Source organism: Paraburkholderia sp. Cpub6, from assembly GCF_014201065.1.
GTDB classification, from domain to species: Bacteria; Pseudomonadota; Gammaproteobacteria; order Burkholderiales; family Burkholderiaceae; genus Paraburkholderia; species Paraburkholderia tuberum.
On sequence record NZ_JACHDM010000038.1, the window covers coordinates 32,207 to 49,642 of the forward strand.

At 61.0% G+C, this 17,436-nt stretch carries 16 protein-coding genes and 3 pseudogenes; 15 read left to right on the forward strand and 4 right to left on the reverse strand.

Annotation, left to right across the window (positions count from 1 at the left end):
- The first annotated feature begins 267 nt into the window (after positions 1-267).
- Positions 268-606 (forward strand): P-II family nitrogen regulator, encoded by a 339-nt coding sequence (locus HDG33_RS34040; protein ID WP_026226100.1) that lies wholly within the window; start codon positions 268-270, stop codon positions 604-606.
- Between the two features lie 27 nt (positions 607-633).
- Positions 634-2,058, forward strand: a complete 1,425-nt coding sequence (locus tag HDG33_RS34045) for an ammonium transporter (RefSeq protein ID WP_184039952.1) — start codon at positions 634-636, stop codon at positions 2,056-2,058.
- Positions 2,059-2,181: 123 nt separating this feature from the next.
- Here the strand turns inward: HDG33_RS34045 and HDG33_RS34050 are convergent, their stop codons facing one another.
- Positions 2,182-2,355, reverse strand: coding sequence for a hypothetical protein (locus HDG33_RS34050; RefSeq protein ID WP_184039955.1), 174 nt, complete (start codon positions 2,353-2,355; stop codon positions 2,182-2,184).
- 21 nt (positions 2,356-2,376) lie between these two features.
- Here HDG33_RS34050 and HDG33_RS34055 point away from each other — a divergent pair, with 21 nt between their 5' ends.
- Together HDG33_RS34055 and HDG33_RS34060 are read left to right on the forward strand one after the other, a co-directional pair.
- Positions 2,377-2,622: a hypothetical protein gene (locus HDG33_RS34055; protein ID WP_260330679.1), complete on the forward strand. Its 246-nt coding sequence runs from the start codon at positions 2,377-2,379 to the stop codon at positions 2,620-2,622.
- A gap of 136 nt (positions 2,623-2,758) precedes the next feature.
- The gene (locus tag HDG33_RS34060; RefSeq protein ID WP_184039961.1) at positions 2,759-3,925 is read left to right on the forward strand and encodes a porin; all 1,167 of its coding nucleotides are present in this window, start codon (positions 2,759-2,761) and stop codon (positions 3,923-3,925) included.
- A 219-nt stretch (positions 3,926-4,144) separates the two neighbouring features.
- On the opposite strand, the gene HDG33_RS34065 is transcribed toward HDG33_RS34060, so the two are convergent.
- Positions 4,145-5,938 (reverse strand): hypothetical protein, encoded by a 1,794-nt coding sequence (locus tag HDG33_RS34065; RefSeq protein WP_221311628.1) that lies wholly within the window; start codon positions 5,936-5,938, stop codon positions 4,145-4,147.
- 326 nt (positions 5,939-6,264) lie between these two features.
- Positions 6,265-6,768 (reverse strand): annotated as a pseudogene (locus HDG33_RS34075) (helix-turn-helix domain-containing protein); the annotation flags it as partial.
- Positions 6,769-7,381: 613 nt separating this feature from the next.
- On the opposite strand from HDG33_RS34075, the gene HDG33_RS34080 reads away from it, so the two are divergent.
- The 9 genes from HDG33_RS34080 (at position 7,382) to dhaK (ending at position 15,782) form a co-directional block, all read left to right on the forward strand.
- Positions 7,382-8,401 carry a LacI family DNA-binding transcriptional regulator gene (locus HDG33_RS34080; protein WP_184039969.1) on the forward strand — a complete coding sequence of 340 codons (1,020 nt, stop codon included), beginning with the start codon at positions 7,382-7,384 and terminating at the stop codon, positions 8,399-8,401.
- Between the two features lie 114 nt (positions 8,402-8,515).
- Positions 8,516-9,847: an ABC transporter substrate-binding protein gene (locus HDG33_RS34085; RefSeq protein WP_184039973.1), complete on the forward strand. Its 1,332-nt coding sequence runs from the start codon at positions 8,516-8,518 to the stop codon at positions 9,845-9,847.
- 66 nt (positions 9,848-9,913) lie between these two features.
- Complete coding sequence (locus HDG33_RS34090) at positions 9,914-10,870, forward strand: carbohydrate ABC transporter permease (protein WP_184039976.1); 957 nt, start codon at positions 9,914-9,916, stop codon at positions 10,868-10,870.
- Complete coding sequence (locus HDG33_RS34095) at positions 10,867-11,820, forward strand: carbohydrate ABC transporter permease (RefSeq protein WP_184039979.1); 954 nt, start codon at positions 10,867-10,869, stop codon at positions 11,818-11,820. The genes HDG33_RS34090 and HDG33_RS34095 overlap by 4 nt, the downstream gene beginning before the upstream one ends.
- A complete protein-coding gene (locus HDG33_RS34100; protein ID WP_026226094.1) occupies positions 11,817-12,011 on the forward strand; it encodes a hypothetical protein in 195 nt (64 codons plus the stop codon). Before HDG33_RS34095 ends, HDG33_RS34100 begins: the two co-directional genes overlap by 4 nt.
- Positions 12,012-12,015: 4 nt before the next feature.
- A complete protein-coding gene (locus HDG33_RS34105) occupies positions 12,016-13,119 on the forward strand; it encodes an ABC transporter ATP-binding protein (protein ID WP_184039983.1) in 1,104 nt (367 codons plus the stop codon).
- Positions 13,112-14,149, forward strand: a complete 1,038-nt coding sequence (locus HDG33_RS34110; protein ID WP_184039986.1) for an ABC transporter ATP-binding protein — start codon at positions 13,112-13,114, stop codon at positions 14,147-14,149. The genes HDG33_RS34105 and HDG33_RS34110 overlap by 8 nt, the downstream gene beginning before the upstream one ends.
- Positions 14,146-14,778: a dihydroxyacetone kinase subunit DhaL gene (gene dhaL, locus HDG33_RS34115; RefSeq protein WP_184039989.1), complete on the forward strand. Its 633-nt coding sequence runs from the start codon at positions 14,146-14,148 to the stop codon at positions 14,776-14,778. Before HDG33_RS34110 ends, dhaL begins: the two co-directional genes overlap by 4 nt.
- Before the next feature lie 14 nt (positions 14,779-14,792).
- Positions 14,793-15,782 (forward strand): dihydroxyacetone kinase subunit DhaK, encoded by a 990-nt coding sequence (gene dhaK, locus HDG33_RS34120; RefSeq protein ID WP_184039992.1) that lies wholly within the window; start codon positions 14,793-14,795, stop codon positions 15,780-15,782.
- Positions 15,783-16,131: 349 nt separating this feature from the next.
- Here dhaK and HDG33_RS34125 read toward each other — a convergent pair whose 3' ends face one another.
- Entirely contained in the window at positions 16,132-16,473 is a 342-nt protein-coding gene (locus HDG33_RS34125; protein WP_260330682.1) for an NAD(P)-dependent oxidoreductase, read from the reverse strand.
- A 36-nt stretch (positions 16,474-16,509) separates the two neighbouring features.
- Here HDG33_RS34125 and HDG33_RS34130 point away from each other — a divergent pair.
- Together HDG33_RS34130 and HDG33_RS34135 are read left to right on the forward strand one after the other, a co-directional pair.
- A pseudogene (locus HDG33_RS34130) lies at positions 16,510-17,049 on the forward strand (IS6 family transposase); the annotation flags it as partial.
- A gap of 58 nt (positions 17,050-17,107) precedes the next feature.
- Positions 17,108-17,436, forward strand: a pseudogene (locus tag HDG33_RS34135) (IS110 family transposase); the annotation flags it as partial.

Here is a 17,436-nt window from a genome sequence, read left to right on the forward strand (position 1 = left end):
AACGCGCTCGCACATGGTGCCTGGGTACATTCAGTCCGTCTGCCGCATTCCGCCAAGAAGCCTTCTGACAGTGCTGCCGCCCAATCCCGCTCCCTTCCTCACAACATCCGTCTGACCGCCGGAGGACCCGAAGTTCGGCTCCTCCGATAATTCCCCGCTCCAATACCTGTCGTGCGAATGGCATGAAAGTTGCTTTGAACGTCTCCGCGCGCTGAGCCGCGGTCATTCGCAGCGAGCATCGGGATGGGCGATCAACGGAGAGGCAAATTGAAACTAATCAGTGCGGTCATCAAGCCATTCAAGCTTGATGAGGCTCGAGAAGCCTTGTCATCGCTTGGCGTCTCTGGAATCACGGTTACGGAGGTCAAGGGTTTTGGGCGTCAGAAAGGGCACACCGAACTGTATCGGGGCGCGGAGTACGTCGTCGATTTCCTGCCGAAAGTGAAGATCGAGGTCGCCGTCCCGGACGACATCGTCGATCAGGCTATCGAGGCGATCGAGCGTGCGGCGCGTACCGGAAAGATTGGTGACGGGAAGATCTTCGTGACGCCGATCGAACAGGTGATCCGGATCCGCACCGGCGAGACCGGCGCCGACGCCCTATAAAAAACACTGGGATAAGAGGAAAGAGAGATGCGCAAACTGTTGATGACGTTGTTGATGGCCGGCTCATTGCTCGCCGGCGGGCTGGGCTCCGCATTCGCGCAAGACGCCTCGGCGCCCGCGGTCGCCTCCGTGCCGGTCGCGCAAGCGTCCGCGGCTCCAGCGGCACCGGCCGCGGCGGATGCCGCTGCATCGGCACCGGCCGCCCCAACCGCACCGTTCTCGGTCGATTCATCGAAGATCAACTCCGGCGACACCGCGTGGATGCTGACCTCCACCGCGCTGGTGCTGTTCATGACGATCCCGGGTCTCGCGCTGTTCTACGGCGGCATGGTCCGCAAGAAGAACGTGCTCGCGACGCTGATGCAAAGCTTCGCGATCACCTGTGTCGTGACGATCGTCTGGACCGTGGTCGGCTACAGCCTCGCGTTCACGCCGGGCGGCTCGTTCATCGGCGGCTTCTCGCGCGTGTTCATGACGGGCATGAACTACATCAAGGGCGACAAGGCCACGACGCTGACCGTCAGTCATCTCGCGCCGACGATCCCCGAGACGGTCTACTTCGTCTACCAGATGACCTTCGCGATCATCACGCCGGCGCTGATCACCGGTGCGTTCGCGGACCGCATGAAGTTCTCGGCGATGCTGGTGTTCATGACGCTGTGGTCGATCATCGTCTACTCGCCGATCGCGCACATGGTGTGGGAGCCGAGCGGCTGGCTGGCTAGCGCGGGCATCCTCGACTTCGCGGGCGGCACGGTGGTGCACATCAACGCCGGTATCGCGGGTCTGGTCTGCTGTCTGGTGCTCGGCAAGCGCGTCGGCTATGGCAAGGAAGCGATGGCGCCGCACAACCTGACGCTCACGCTGATCGGTGGCGCGATGCTGTGGGTCGGCTGGTTCGGCTTCAACGCGGGTTCGGCGGTGGCAGCGGATGGCCGTGCCGGCTTCGCGATGTTCGCGACGCAGGTGGCGACCGCCGCGGCGGCGCTCGCGTGGATGTTCGCCGAATGGGCAGCCAAGGGCAAGCCGTCGGTGCTCGGTATCGTGTCGGGCGCGGTCGCGGGTCTGGTGGCGATTACGCCGGCGTCGGGCTTCGTCGGCACGCTCGGCGCGCTCGTGATCGGTATCGTCGCGGGTGTGGTCTGCTTCTGGGCGGCCACGTGGCTCAAGCACAAGCTCGGTTACGACGATTCGCTCGACGCGTTCGGCGTGCACTGCATCGGCGGGATCGTCGGTGCGCTGCTGACCGGCGTGTTCGCGGTCAAGGACATCGGCGGCGCGGACGGTGACGTGATGCTGCAACTCAAGGGTGTCGCGACGACGCTGATCTACAGCGGGGTGGTCTCGTTTGTTCTGCTCAAGGCAATCGACGCAGTGATGGGGTTGCGTGTCGCCGAGGAAGAAGAGCGCGAAGGACTGGACCTGGTGCTGCATGGCGAGGCGGTCGAATAACGGTTGCGCCGCGGATGGAGCGGGTACGACGGTCACCGCCCCTCCTTTGGGGTGCCGCGTACCTGCCGGCATCGCTGCCATGCGGGGCAGGGCGCCTGCGTGCCTTGGGTTGGGGCCTGGCGCTTACAGCGGCCAGGCCGCGACAGAAGTCGGAGCACCCTTCGTACTTGAGAGCATGCGGGTGTCTGCCAGGTACGCGCCCGTACTGCCGAAGTTCGGCCAGACGAGCGAGGAGGTCGTGCCGGGTTCGAGCAACCGGATTTCCGCCAGCCGATGAAAAAGAATAATCAGCAGCATGTTGTCGTACTGGTTGTTCTCATGTCGCAAATCGCCTTTTTGGCAATGTTCGCATTCGCCGAACATGTCGTCAGGCATAACAGATGGCTCGCCGCAGGATTCGGATTCGACTTTTTATTCGGGCTGATTCTGTCGGTCGGCTTTGTCGGGATGTGGCGCACGCGCGCCGTCGATTCAGATTTTCTCGGATTTCTTCTGGCCAATCCGGTTGATCTGGCGATCGTGATTGCGACCGCCGGTCAGCTTGTGGCCATTCTGCTTGTTTGATGCGATTGGAAAGCACATTTCGATTTAGAAGCAGATCGGCGCGGGCTGACCATCCCAGGTGGAATGTCCCGGGATAGAACTCCAATTAAGAAAAAGCTGTTCTATTTTTCCGTAATCGCAAATGGGGCATAAAGACATGAAAAAAACCTTGCTGGCAATCGGGGTCCTCGGCGCATTTTCGGTTTCCGCGTATGCGCAAAACAGCGTGACCCTGTACGGTCTTATCGACACGGGACTCATCTATACCAACAACCAGGCCGGTCATAGCAATTGGCAAATGGCGACCAGCTCCACGCAGAATACGGTGTTTGGCCTCAAGGGTACTGAAGATCTGGGAGGTGGTGTTCGTACGATCTTCAAACTCGAGCAGGGCTTCAATCTAAACAACGGTAGCCAGGCCTTTCCGGGCGACGCCTTCGGTTCTCAGGCCTGGGTCGGGTTGCAAAGCGACAATCTCGGCACCGTGACGTTGGGCCGCCAGTTCGATGTGCTGAACGACCAGCTCGGACCGATCACTGCGGGGAGCAACACGTGGGGTGGCAACCTCGCCGCACACCCGTTCGAGAACGACAACCTGGCGGCTGATTCGGTGGTCGTCAACAACTCGGTCAAGTATGTGAGCCCGACCTATGCCGGCGTGACGTTCGAAGGCATGTATTCGTTCAGCAACAAGGCGGGAGGATTCGCTGACAATCGCGCGTACGGCTTTAGCGTAGGTTATGCGCAGGGCCCAGTGAATCTTGCTGGCGGGTACCTGCAGTTCAATAACGCAGGCGGTGGCGTATCGGGCACGAATCCGAATGGGGCAATCGCGCAGGGCGACGGCAGCGCGAACTTCATCGCGGAGCGCCAGCGTATCTGGGGCGCCGGCGGCAATTACACGTTCGGCCCCGCAACTGTCGGATTCGTGTGGAGCCATACTCAGATCGACAACATGGCGGGCGTCATCTCGCTGGGCCTCGGCAGCTATCTGCCGCTTGGCGGCAATCTGCGATTGGACAATTACGAGGTGAACGCACACTACTCGGTGACGTCTGCGTGGAGCGTATCCGGTGCCTATACGTTCACTGACGGTGCTTACAACCAGGGGGCTACGAAAGCCTCTCCAAAATGGAATTCGGTCATGCTGCAGACCGACTATTCGTTGAGCAAGCGTACCGACGTGTACCTGGAAGGCGTCTATCAGCATGTTCATGGCGCGCCGGCGGATTCCGTGCTCGCAGATGCGATGATCAATACCCTCTCGCCATCGTCGACGGGCACGCAGGTCGCGGTCACCGTGGGACTGCGACACCAGTTCTGATCTTCTGATTGCACGAATCGTGCGTTGTAGCGATGCGGCTGTGGGCGTAACGTGATGCACGGACACAGCCGCGTTGCAACAGAGGTCGCCTGACTCTCGCAACTCGTCGCCCCGGGCTACGAGACCTATCGCGGTCTCGGCCGGGACGGGTTATCCGTCAACGTCTCACGCAGGTCGAATCGACCGTAGGCAGCGCGCGGACTCAGCGAGTGCGGACGCTCAGCTATCGGGATGGCTCGCGACAAAACTCGCGAACGCATTGTACGGAAGCGCAAGCGCCGTGCCGTTGATCATCAGACCGTAAGTTGCGTCCCCGCTATCGAGGTCGTAATACATCGCCGATTGAATGTTCTTCGTCTTTCTCGCCTGATAGTAAGTGAGCAGGCGCGACGTGATGTAGTTGGCCCGGTACGCCTCGGTCTGTTCCGGTCCTGTGTTCCATTCCGAGATCACGAAGGGGACGCCATATCGGGCCTTGCAATAGGTGGGCAAATCGAAGCCGGGGCCGGACCCGTCGGAGCCGATATCGAAGATGTCGCCGTACACCTCGTAGTTGTGCCACGTAGTCAAGTCCCACCTGACGGTCGGATGGCCGCTCGTGCCATCGGGCTGCTTGCCATCCCACAGAGCGTCGGATGCACCGGTGTCCGCGACGCAAAAGTTGACGCCGCATTTAGCATCCGCCTGCACCGACTTGACCCCGTCGATCATGCCGCGCATCACGCCGCGCATTAGCGGCCAGTTCGCATTGTTGAAGTCGACGACGCTCGTTCCTGCGTTGGTGGAGTCGAGAATGATTCCGTTCGTGCGCGTCAGTTCGTTGCCGCATTCATACAGGGTCACGCCGTGGGGTTGCAACGCCGTCGCAACAGTTACCGCGCAATTGAAGCCGCGTGTGTAGGCGGTCGATTCGCTCGTGAACAGGTTGCCGTTACCGTCGTAGATGCCGGCATCGATCAGCACGAAAAGGGTCAAGCCCGCTGGCTGGAATGCTTGTGCCAACGCCACGACCGCGGCGAGTTGCGGTGCGTAGTCGGTACAGCTGAGCCGGTACGTCGAGCAGCCCAGGGCTTGCATGATCGACACGAGCTGCGACGTCGAATACAAATAATCGTAATGCCCGTTGATACCGTGAAACGAGCCGGCCGGCGCCGCGGTCGCGATGCGCGGATCGTTGCACGGCAACCATTCATCCGCATCGGCGCACACGTAGAACTGACCGCCGGTCGATTGTGCCCAGAACTTGCCGCCGTACCACAGCAGAAGCGCAGCATTCGACATCGTGCCGACGGCACTCCGATTGCGGTACACGACACCGTTCACGACGGTCCATATCGCGCCGACCTTGTCGATCAGATACGACGCGGGCGGGATCATGGTGCCGTCGACGGAGGTGCCGCCCAAACGTGGGTCATTGCACGACTGCCATCCCGAACCATTCCATCCGTAAAATTGGCCGCCGGTTCCCTCGTGATAGATCGTACCCCCGTACCAGAGTATCAACGAGACGTTGTAGGCGTTGCCCGCTGCGACACCGTTCCTGTAGACAGATCCGCCGACCAGGGTCCACGACGCGTTCTGGCTGTCGATAATCACCGTCGCCGGGGGGATGGTCGTGTTCTGTGGCGAAGCGTTCGAAGCGTTGCCGGGTGACCCCGAGTTCGGGTCCGATGGAGCGCCAGAACTGTCGCCCGAGGTCGAGCCGGACGAACCGGTGGAGGCCGTTCCAGTCGAGGCGGTCGGCGATGAGCCGTTCGCCACCGTCGTCGTGCCGCTAGTCGAAGTCGTAATACCGGAGCTGGTCGAGCCCGTCGAGGTCGCGATACCGGAGGTTGCCGTGCCCGCAGAGGGTGCCGCCGTCGTGCTCGACGGGTTCGTGGAATTGCCCGTGGAAGAGCCGCCGGCATCCGCAGTACCGCTATCACCACCACTACCACCACCGCCGCACGCGCTCAATACGACGCTTCCGCCGAGCGCAGTGAGACAACCAAGAAATTGACGTCGCGCAATCATGACAATAGCGCGAGCTGCCGCGAGGCGGCCCGCAAGGAATCCGGAGAGAAGTTGGGGAGTCCTTCGGGTCGCGAGTGCGTCGCGTGAGCCGTTCAGGACATTCGATGCGCGCTCGTGGGTGGTCTCTCGTTGCGACCGATCACTGAGTCCGGCAAGTCATGCCTGTCTGTCGGCACAAACTGCGCATGGGAGCAGGGTTGTGCCGAAATAAAATCTTTTCGCTCGCGATGGACGAACTGCGAAAAGATTTCACTCTGCGGGTGAGGGCGTGGGAATCGGACGCTGTCTGCACAGTGGCAGACTCAGACGGGCGATCGCGATGCCGCTTATGTGCGATGCGGCCCGACGATGCCCAGCCGCGCGATGCGCCGGTACAGCGTCGCGCGCGATATGCCTAATGCCAGCGCGGCGGCGTTAGGCCGCCACTGGCAACGCGTGAGTGCCGCGACGATCCGTGCCCGCTCGTCGTCGGCGCTGGCCGGCGACGTGGAGTTCGCCGCGAGCGCCGGCGTGACGGCGGGCGCGAGTTGCGCCGCGAAGTCCGGCGTCACGTGCCGCAACTCGACGCGAGCCGAATCGCAGACCGCGCACGCATAGCGCAGCACGTTGCGCAGTTGCCGGATGTTGCCGGGCCACGAAAAAGCGGCAAGACGCCCGGCGAATTGCGGATCGAGCATCAGCGCATGCGTGGCCGCCTGGGCTTCCTCGTTGAACACCGTATCGATCACATCGCGGATATCGGTGCGCTCGCGCAGCGGCGGTATCCGCAGCGTCGCGCCGCTCAGGCGATAGTAGAGATCTTCGCGGAACGATCCAGCTTCGACCATCTGCAGATGAAGCGGATGCGAATGATCGAACGGCGTTCCGCCGCGATACCAAAACCACTTGCGTCCCTCACTGAAGCTGGCCGTCGATTCGCGGCAGTAGCTTAAGGCGCAGCAAATACACGGATGAGTTCGGCTATCTGTTGGACCGTGCCGGTGCCGGACAACCAGCGAATGATGGGTGCGGATTCTCAGCTACGCGTCAATGGCGGCGACCGTCTATCGATATCCGCATAGCGGCACATCTTTAGCGATCCACGCGCGCTGCGCCGAATGCGAGCGATCGCGCGACAACGCTTTGACCGCGGTCACCGATTGCCCGCTACGAAGCTCACGCGCACAGCACACAAAATGGCCACGACCCCGAATAAGGCACCAATCCAATCGCGTTCTGTGCAGTGTTCCTCGTAGTCGATGCAAGGCGGTGCCCCAGTACATTTTTGTGCAACGCACCGCCCTCTGATTTAGGCAGTTCATGCATTCAGACATGCACGCTCAAACGCGATTCCCTATTGCCGTCAGGAATGATGCATTTATTGCCGCAAAAAAACTTGCATTTGTCGCGGAAAAAACTACCTTGATTTAACCAAAAGCTTCTGTTCGGCACCGGAGGAGACACATGCCGGCTACACGTATGATGATTGCGCGTCGCGCGGGCGTTAGCGTGGCCACGGTCGATCGTGTGTTGCGCGACGACCAGGCTGTGCGTCCGGAAACGGCAGATCGCGTCCATCTCGCGCTGGCGGCCCTGCGCGACGAACGCGCAAGTCGCGGTCGCCCCGCCAAGATCAATACGTATCGGGTGGCCTTCGTTCTGCCTCAGGTCAATTCGCGCTTCCTCGACCACGTCGAGCGCAATATCGCGTTGTCCGCCAGCTTCTTTCGCGAGCACCGCATCATTCCGTCGTTCTACCGCTGCGATTTCGCGAGTCATCGCGACACCATTGCTTTCGCTGAGCAGGTGATCGACTACGACGCACTCGTGCTTGTGCCGCTCGACTACCCCGCGGTCGAACGCCTCGTTGAGGATATGAGCGACGCGGGCGTGCCCGTTGTCACGGTGTTCTCCGATCTGCCCGCAAGTCGCCGCGCTGCGTATGTAGGCGTCGATAACCGGATTGCTGGCCGCACCGCAGGACTTTTGATGGGCCGCTTTCTCGGCGCGCGACTCGGCACGGTGGCGATTTTATCGGCCTCGTCGCGCCTGCACGATCAACTGGAACGACGCACCGGCTTTTCGCAGGTACTGGAAGAGGACTTTCGCAACCTGCGCTGGATCGCCGAACCAGACTTCGCCGAAGACGACGAGGGCGCAGGCCTTGCCGTGCAGGGGCTTCTTGCGCGTCACCCGGATCTGGTCGGGATGTATGTGACAGGTGGCGGCATCTCAGGCATCGCCACGGCATTGCAGGAATCCGGCGACAAGGCACGCCTGGTACTGATCGGGCATGAATGCACCGCGGAGACTCGCGCGCAACTGTCCGAGCGCGCGATCGACGTGATCCTCGATCAGGATGTGCGCGGCATCGTTCACTGGGCAGGCCTCGCCGCCATCAATTTTCTTAACGACGTGCGTGGCGCGCTCGCCATCCCAACGCCGGAGACCCGGATTTATCTTCGTGAGAATGCGCATGCCTGAAGCTCGCGACACGTGGATTGCAGTCTGAGTCCGCTGGAGCCGAAACACAGCACCCGGCGCATGGGCGCTGTTCCATAGCAGGTTGGAGACCCGAGAAAGACAAGGAGAAGACAAATGTTACGTCTTACGTCAGCAAGGGTAATAGCGGCGGCCATCATATCGTTGGGACTCGGCATGGCAACGGGCGCGCAAGCACAGGGCAAGCAGTTGACGTTATGTTGGGCGGCATGGGACCCGGCCAATGCACTCGTCGAACTGTCGAAGGATTTCACGAGCAAAACCGGCATCAAAATGAAATTCGAGTTCGTACCATGGACCAGTTACGCCGATCGCTTCATCAACGAGCTTAATTCGCATGGCAAACTATGTGATCTGATCATCGGGGACAGCCAGTGGATTGGCGGCGCCGCGGTCAATGGACACTACGTCAAGCTCAACGAATTTTTCGCGAAGAACAGGATATCGATGAACGACTTCGTGCCGGCGACCGTCGTCGGTTATGCGGAGTGGCCAAAGAATACGCCGAACTACTGGGCGTTGCCCGCCATGGCGGATGCAGTTGGCTGGACCTATCGCAAGGACTGGTTCGCGCGCCCTGAGTTACGCGCCGAGTTCAAGCAGAAATATAAACGCGAACTCGAACCACCCAGCACGCTGGACGAACTCAAGCAAACGGCCGAGTTCTTCCAAGGCCGCAAGATCGATGGCAAGACCGTGTACGGTGCCTATATCTTTACAGAGCGCGGTTCTGAAGGAATCACGATGGGGGTGACCAATGCGCTTTACAACTTCGGCTTCGAGTATCAAGACCCCAAGAAACCCTATCACCTGGACGGCTTCGTCAACTCGCCGGGCGCGGTCAAGGGGCTGGAGTATTACAAGGCGCTTTACAAGTGCTGCACGGCGCCCGGCATGACCAACGCGTACATGCAGGAAGGACTGGACGCCTTCAAGTCTGGCCAGGTGGCGATGCAGATGAACTGGTTTGCATTCTTCCCAGGACTCTACAAAGACCCGAACGTCGGCGGCGACAAGATTGGTTTCTTCGTCAATCCGCGTGAATTGCAGCAGTACACGCAGCTTGGCGGACAGGGCATTTCTGTCGTCTCTTATTCGGATCATAAGGACGACGCGCTCGAGTACATCAAATGGTTCGCGCAGCCGGATGTTCAGAAGAAATGGTGGCAGCTGGGCGGCTATTCGGCGGCGAAGTCGGTGGTGGATGCGCCCGACTTTCCGAAGAGTGCGCCTTTTGCGCCGGCATTCCTGAAGTCGATGTCGATCGTGAAGGACTTCTGGGCTGAACCCGCCTATGCAGAATTGCTGCTCGACATGCAAAAACGCGTGCATGACTATGTGGTGGCCGACAAAGGCACGGCCAAGGAGACGCTGGATCTGCTGGTCAAAGACTGGGACAAGGTCTTCAAGGCCGAAGGTAAGAATTAGCGTGTATCCAGGACTGGACCGGCGGCCCCTGCACGGATGCCGCCGGTCCGCTTAAAGGAGCCAGGCATGTTGGCAAACAAGCCTTTTTCGTCGGCGGGGCTGGAGTCGCGGGCGTCGGCGCATGCGCGCACACGTCTGGCCGGGTTATCGGACAGAGCCATTGCGTGGCTGTTCATCCTTCCAACCATCCTGCTGCTGCTCGCGATCAACATCTTTCCGTTGATCTGGGCGTTACGTCTGTCGTTCACGAACTTCAAGTCGAATATGCCGAGTGTGCCGGCGCGCTTTGTCGGTATCGACAACTACGTCGACATTCTCAGCGACGAAGACATCTGGTACGCGATGCAGGTGACGGCGCGTTTCGTGTTCTGGTCGGTCGGACTCGAGGTTCTACTGGGTTTCGGCCTCGCGTTGCTGATCAACCGGCAGTTTCGCGGTCATAGCTTCTGGACCACGCTGATCCTGCTGCCGATGATGCTGTCACCGGCAGTCGTGGGCAACTTCTGGACCTTTCTGCTGCAACCGCAAACGGGCCTCTTCAACGATATCGTCGGCTTCTTCACCGGCATTGCGCCCGGTTCATTCCAGATGATCGGCGACGTGTCGCTCGCGCCGTGGACCATCGTGATGGTCGATACGTGGATGTGGACCCCCTACGTGATGCTCATCTGCCTCGCGGGCCTACGGTCGATTCCCGACTACATCTACGAAGCGGCTGAAGTGGATCGCGCCACACCGTGGCGGCAGTTCTGGTCGATCACATTGCCAATGACCTTGCCGTTCCTGATGCTCGCCGTGCTGTTTCGCGGCATCGAGAACTTCAAGATGTTCGACATGGTGAACCTGCTGACTTCGGGCGGTCCGGGTTCGGTGACTGAAACCGTGTCAATCACATTGAAGCGTGCCGCTTTCGAGAAATGGCAGACGGGCTACTCTTCGGCGCTAGCCATCATTCTGTTTGTGACGGTGTTCGGTGCGGCGAACATCTATGTCAAGGCCCTCAACCGGGTGAAACAGCGATGAGACCGACTACGACCCAACATTCGGTGGTGGCGTCGTCGCCACGCGGCAAGCGCTTCGCCGCGGCGGTTGTCATCACCTACGCGCTGGTTGCAACCTTGCCGATGGTGTGGATCTTCCTGACGAGTTTCAAGACGCAGGAAGACGCGATTGCCTATCCGCCCGTGCTGCTGTTTCAGCCGTCGATGGAAGGCTATGTGAACCTGTTCACGATCCGTTCGCGGCAGACTCCCGAGTTCATCGCCAGTCTGCCGCCCGCGCAGACCTGGTATGAGCGCGATGTGCGCAGGCGAAACATGGTGATCGCCGGGCCTTCGAAGGTCTTGCCGCGCTTCGTAAATTCGCTCGTGATCGGTTTCGGCTCGACCTTTCTCGCGGTATTTCTCGGCACGCTGGCGGCTTATGCGTTTTCGCGTTTCAAGGTACCGCTCGCCGACGACCTGCTGTTCTTCATCCTGTCGACGCGCATGATGCCGCCGATCGCAGTCGCGATTCCGATCTACCTGATGTATCGGGCACTCGGCCTGAGCGACAGCTATGTTGGCATGATCGTCCTCTATACGGCGGTGAATGTATCGCTGGCCGTCTGGCTTCTGAAGGGCTTCATGGACGAGATTCCACGCGAATACGAGGAGGCCGCGCTCGTCGACGGGTACACGCGGCTGCAGGCTTTCGTCAAGGTGGTGCTGCCGCAGGCCATCACCGGCATTGCCGCAACCGCGATTTTCTGCCTGATCTTCGCGTGGAACGAGTATGCATTCGCGTCACTGCTTACAAGCGGCGATGCGCAGACCATGCCGCCGTTCATTCCGTTCATCATCGGCGAAGGCGGGCAGGACTGGCCGGCCGTCGCGGCGGCGACGACCCTGTTCGTGCTGCCTATCCTTATCTTCACTGTGGTGCTGCGCAAACATTTGTTGCGCGGCATCACCTTCGGAGCGGTGCGCAAATGAAACGAGACTCCGTTTTGCCGCAAAGACATTATCTGCGCCGTGGCTACAGCGAAGCGGTGTCGACTGCACTGATTGTTCTCGGCATGGCGATGCTGGTGCAGCCGTTTTCGTTGACGTTGTTCACATGGTCGTTTCCGGTCATCCTGGTAGGCGCGCTCGCGTTCGTCGTGACCAGCCATTTCCCGGACTGACACCATGTCCACGATCGTTCTTGCCAACCTTCACAAGCGCTTCGACGACTTCGTCGCGGTGCGCGACACCAGTCTGACGATCGGCGCCGGGCGCTTTGTCGTGTTGCTGGGTCCTTCCGGCTGCGGCAAAACGACGACGCTGCGGATGATAGCCGGCCTCGAATTGCCCACCTCCGGCACGATTCTGATAGACGGTGAGGACGTGACGGCATTGCGCGCGCGCCAGCGCGACATCGCGTTTGTGTTCCAGATGTTCGCGCTCTATCCGCATATGACAGTGCGTAATAACATCGCCTTTCCGCTGAAGAACGAGCATGTGTCGCGCAAGGAGATCGCGGCACGCGTGGATGCAGCCGCGCACCTGCTGCGTATCGAGAACATTCTCGATCGCAAGACCGGTGGGCTGTCTGGCGGCGATCGGCAGCGCGTCGCGCTGGGCCGCGCGATCGTGCGGCAGCCGAAGGCGTTCCTGATGGACGAACCACTCGGCACGCTCGACGCGGATTTTCGTGAGCTGATGTGTCTTGAGTTGCGCAAGCTGCATAACGCGCTTTCCGCCACGACCGTCTATGTGACGCACGACCAGAGCGAAGCGATGGCGATGGCCGACGACATTGTCGTGATGAATAAGGGTGAATTGCTGCAAGCCGGGCCGCCGCACGAAATCTATCACTTTCCGGCAACGGTGTTCGTCGGCAACTTCATCGGCAGTCCGCCGATGAATTTCCTGCCAGTCGATGGCGGCGTGGACGCGGGGCACGAAGAAGTCCGTCTGCACGGGGTACAGGTCCAGGTGCCTCACTGTGAAGTCGCCGCTGAACGTGTGCTGCTGGGCATTCGTCCCGAGCATGTGGCGATCGATCAGAACGGCCCGCTGCGCGGCAAGGTCATCGCCGATGAGTACCTCGGTTCGCATCAGGTGCTGGTGGTCGAGACCGCGCTGGGCGTGATGAGGGTGCGGGTGGGAAAAGACGATGGTTTGCCTGCCGGATCGCCGGTCGGTTTGTCGTTCCGCAAGGAACGCACGCTGCTGTACGACGCGCAGAGCGGCCGGCTGCTGCCGCGCGCCGCTCACACGATTCCTGCACACGGAGAAGCTCATGGCTGAAATCCAGTTGCGCAATGTGTCGAAACGATTTGGCGATATCGTCGCGGTCGACGATCTTTCGATCGATGTGATGGACGGCGAGTTCGTGGTCCTGCTCGGGCCGAGCGGCGCAGGCAAGACCACGACGCTGCGTCTGATCGCCGGGCTGGAGCGGCCGGATGCGGGCAACGTGCTGATCGACGGTGCGCTTGCGACCGGCGTGCATCCGTCCGATCGCGACGTCGCGTTTATCTTCCAGCAATATTCGCTGTATCCGCATCTGACCGTGTTTGGCAACCTGGCGTTTCCGTTGCGCTCGCCAAGACGGCGCATCAGCGAGGCGGACGTGCGTGCGCGTGTTCACGCGGTCGCGGAGATGCTGCACATGGAATCAAAGCTCCAGAACATGGCGACGCATCTGTCCGGCGGCGAAATGCAGCGTGTGGCGATAGGGCGCGCGCTCGTGCGGCAACCCAAGGTGTTTCTGATGGACGAGCCGCTGTCGTCGCTCGATGCGAAGCTGCGTGAAGAGTTGCGCATCGAACTCAAGCGCCTGCATCGTACGATCGGCGCGACGATCATCTACGTCACGCACGATCAGGTCGAAGCGACCACGCTCGCGGATCGCATCGGCATTCTCGAACATGGGCGTCTCGTGCAGCTCGGCACGCCGCGCGAGGTGTATGGCAATCCGGTGTCGCTCAGCGCCGCGCAGCGGCTCGGCTCTCCGCCGATCAACCTGCTGCCGCCCATGCTGTTCGATTCGGCGCACCTGCCGAAGGGAACGGCGACTGTCGCGATCCGTCCCGAGGACATCGTGTTGCATGACCCTGACGTGGGCGATGCGCGTGGCGTACAGGACGCACTCAATCTGACGGTGCTCGAATATTCGCCGCTGCGCCATCTGCTGATTCTCGATCGCGCGGGAACCGCCGTCGTCGCAACGACCGTTGCGGAGCGCAATTTTTTGCCGGGGCAAGCGGTCGGCGTGTCGCTGCCGGCGCGCAGCCTTTTATATTTCCGTGCCGACGGCAGGAGGGTTCCGACATGAACGGCAAAACGGTCATGGCGTGCATCGACGCTGCCTATGCGACGTTGAAGGAGCATACCGACGAGATCGCGTCACTCGACCAGCAGATCGGCGATGGCGATCATATCTTCAATCTGCTGCGCGGCATGGAAGCCCTGCTTGCGGTGCGCGCGGAGATCGAGGCGCAAGCGTTCGGCCCCGCGCTCGAGATCGCGGCTTCCAAGGTGCTCTCCACGGTGGGCGGATCGTCCGGGCCATTGTTCTTCTCGTTGCTGAACGGAATGGCGAAAGCGTCCGTGGGCCATGCAATGGATGTGACCGGCTTCGCCCACATCTTCGCGGCGGCCGTCGAGGCCGTCGGGCAACGCGGCAAGACCGGCGTCGGTAGCAAGACGATGATGGACGTTTTGATTCCGGTCGCGAAGCGCTTCCAGGAACTTGCCGCAGAAAGCGCTGCGGCGCGCGTGGTGCTCGACACGCTGCCGCAAGTCGCCGAGCAGAATATGCTTGCGACCCGCGACATGTTGGCGACCAAGGGACGGGCGTCGTTTCTCGGCGAGCGTTCGCGCGGACATATCGATCCCGGCGCGCGCTCCAGCCAGATCATGATTGCTTCGGTATGCGCGCGGCTTGCGCAACCCAACGGATAAAGGAGCAGGAGACCGTGAAAAAATTCATCAATCATGTGGACGATTTTCTCGCCGAGAGTCTGGCAGGATTCGCCGCAGCCCATGCCGACCTGGTCGTACTCAATCGCGAACCGGTGTTCGTGCGGCGCAAGGACCTGAAGCCTGGCAAGGTCGCGCTGATATCGGGCGGCGGCTCGGGGCACGAACCGCTCCATGCAGGGTTTGTCGGCAATGGCATGCTCGACGCCGCTTGCCCGGGCCAGATCTTCACGTCGCCGACGCCGGACCAGATGATGGCCGCCGCCAAGGCCGTCGATACCGGCGCCGGCGTGCTCTTCATCGTGAAGAACTACTCGGGCGATCTGATGAACTTCGAAATGGCGTCGGAGATGTCCGAGGTGCCAAATGCGATGGTCCTCATCAACGATGACGTCGCGGTAGAGAACTCCAGCTATACGACCGGACGGCGCGGGGTTGCGGGCGCGGTGATCGTCGAGAAACTGGTGGGCAGCCTGGCTGAAAGCGGTGCGAACCTCGATGAATGCAAGATGTTTGGCGACCGGATCAACAAGCACACGGCTTCGATGGGTGTCGCATTCTCCAGTTGCACGGTGCCGGCAGCTGGCACGCTGACGTTCAAGATCGGCGACGATGAGATAGAAGTCGGCGTCGGCATTCATGGCGAACCGGGCAGGCGGCGCGCGAAATTTGCGTCGGCCGACACGATCGCGGGGGAGTTGCTAACGGCTATCGTCGACGATCTCAAGCCACCTGCGGGGGCTAGCTTGCTGGTGCTTGTGAACGGCCTTGGTGGCACGCCGCTTGGCGAGCTTTATCTTCTCTTTAACTCTACGCGCGCCTGGCTTCAAAAGCGCGATCTGAAAATTGCGCGCGTGCAGGTGGGCGCGCTGACCACTTCGCTCGAGATGGCGGGCGCTTCGATCACACTTTGCATGCTCGACGAAGAGATGACGAAGCATTGGGACAGCGCGGTGCACACGCCGGCGCTAAGGTGGGGTGTGTAGCACGAAGGCGACGATGTGTCGGCGCGAACGCAAGTGTTCGGCGGTCGAAAGCGCATGGACGAGATTGAAACTTATTGAAGCGGCATCACTGTCTGCAAGGTCCGATTGTGCGAGAGTTCACGAGGGCCGAAAGGCGGTGGTTCGAATCCTGTTAAGCGAACGTCTCGCGTTGATTTGGGAGCGACGCTCGTGGTGATTGTCCGACCCGCCGCTCCACCTGCTGCTTGCGCTCTTTGAGCGTCGCTTGTGGCTGGCGGATCTCCTCTGGGACGACGCTGGCCGTCTCGACCTGTACGTGCGCCGCTCGCACGCTGGCGCTGACGCGGCACGGCCTCTTCAAGTGCTGTTCTCAATGCTGCGCGTAATGCTCTTCGATGCCTTGTGCGAGTTGCATGACGAGCCGCGTCATGGCCACCTGGGTCCGCCATGCAACATGCGGCGTCACGATCAGATCGGTGCGCGCGCTGGATAGCAGCGGATGATCGGCCGCTGGCGGTTCCTGCTCGAGGACGTCGAGCGCGGCATTTGCGATCAGCTTGCGGTCGAGTGCCTCGATTAGCGCCCCCTCGTCGACGATACCGCCGCGCGCGGCGTTCACGAGTGACGCGCTGCGCTTCATTCGCTCGAATTCGGCGAGACCGAATAGATGCCGCGTTTTGTCGGTAAGCGGGCAATGCAGGCTGATCGGCATTGTCACGTTAGCGCGCTGGTCAGCTAAGACGACGCGATGAAGACGACGAAATCGCTCTACCATGGCCATCGATTCCCGGCGTCAGTCATCAGCCACGCGGTTCGGTGGTATTTCCGCTTTCAACTCAGCCTTCGCGACATCGAGGAGCTACTGTTCGAGCGCGGCGTGGTTGTCAGCCATGAATCGATCCGGCGGTGGACGGACAAGTAAGGTGCCGGTTTTGCGCGTCAGGTCAAGACTGCCCGGCGCAAGCCGGGCAGCACATGGCACCTCGACGAGATGTTCGTGACACTACGCGGCGAGCCCTGGCTGCCGTGGCGTGCAGTCGATGAGCACGGCATTGAACTCGACACCTTGCTTCAGAAGCGGCGCGACAAGGCGGCGGCCAAACGCTTCTTCAAACGGGTGTTGGCGGCCTGTTCTGTCGCGCCGAAGAAAATCGTCACCGACCAGCTGCGAAGCTACCCGGCCGCGAAAGCAGAGATCCCTGGGCTAGCGAATGTGAAGCAGGTTTTCGTCAAGGCCTGCGCGCGCGTGAACAACCGCGCTGAAAACAGATCCTATGAAGCATCCAGGTCGTCGACTGGCTAACGCCTAAAATCGGCGTACCGAGGTTTGCTCACGGGAGAGCATCATGCGTACAGATCAGGGATACACGCGTACTGCGGAACCGGCGCTGGCGGTGTCACTCGAACTCGCTGCGGCGAAGTGGAAGGTAGCGTTGCACGACGGGCAGCGGGAGCAGCCGGCGGTGTACACCGTAGCGCAACCGCAAGCCCCCGCGCGCCTACAGGCCGTGCTGGAAGTGATCGAACGACAGAAGCTGAAGTGGTCGCTGCCCGCGGGCGTGCACCTTGTCGTGAGTTAAGAAGCCGGCCAGGACGCGTTCTGGATCTATCGGGCGCTACGGGCACGCGGTATCGAGTGTCATGTGGTCGATCCAGCGAGCATTCCGGTCGAGCG

Coding starts and splice junctions, on each gene's coding strand:
- HDG33_RS34045 (WP_184039952.1), top strand. CDS start 634: ATGCGCAAACTGTTGATGACGTTGTTGATGGCCGGCTCATTGCTCGCC.
- HDG33_RS34050 (WP_184039955.1), bottom strand. CDS start 2,355: ATGCTGCTGATTATTCTTTTTCATCGGCTGGCGGAAATCCGGTTGCTC.
- HDG33_RS34055 (WP_260330679.1), top strand. CDS start 2,377: ATGTCGCAAATCGCCTTTTTGGCAATGTTCGCATTCGCCGAACATGTC.
- HDG33_RS34060 (WP_184039961.1), top strand. CDS start 2,759: ATGAAAAAAACCTTGCTGGCAATCGGGGTCCTCGGCGCATTTTCGGTT.
- HDG33_RS34065 (WP_221311628.1), bottom strand. CDS start 5,938: ATGATTGCGCGACGTCAATTTCTTGGTTGTCTCACTGCGCTCGGCGGA.
- HDG33_RS34080 (WP_184039969.1), top strand. CDS start 7,382: ATGCCGGCTACACGTATGATGATTGCGCGTCGCGCGGGCGTTAGCGTG.
- HDG33_RS34085 (WP_184039973.1), top strand. CDS start 8,516: ATGTTACGTCTTACGTCAGCAAGGGTAATAGCGGCGGCCATCATATCG.
- HDG33_RS34090 (WP_184039976.1), top strand. CDS start 9,914: ATGTTGGCAAACAAGCCTTTTTCGTCGGCGGGGCTGGAGTCGCGGGCG.
- HDG33_RS34095 (WP_184039979.1), top strand. CDS start 10,867: ATGAGACCGACTACGACCCAACATTCGGTGGTGGCGTCGTCGCCACGC.
- HDG33_RS34100 (WP_026226094.1), top strand. CDS start 11,817: ATGAAACGAGACTCCGTTTTGCCGCAAAGACATTATCTGCGCCGTGGC.
- HDG33_RS34105 (WP_184039983.1), top strand. CDS start 12,016: ATGTCCACGATCGTTCTTGCCAACCTTCACAAGCGCTTCGACGACTTC.
- HDG33_RS34110 (WP_184039986.1), top strand. CDS start 13,112: ATGGCTGAAATCCAGTTGCGCAATGTGTCGAAACGATTTGGCGATATC.
- dhaL (WP_184039989.1), top strand. CDS start 14,146: ATGAACGGCAAAACGGTCATGGCGTGCATCGACGCTGCCTATGCGACG.
- HDG33_RS34125 (WP_260330682.1), bottom strand. CDS start 16,473: ATGCCGATCAGCCTGCATTGCCCGCTTACCGACAAAACGCGGCATCTA.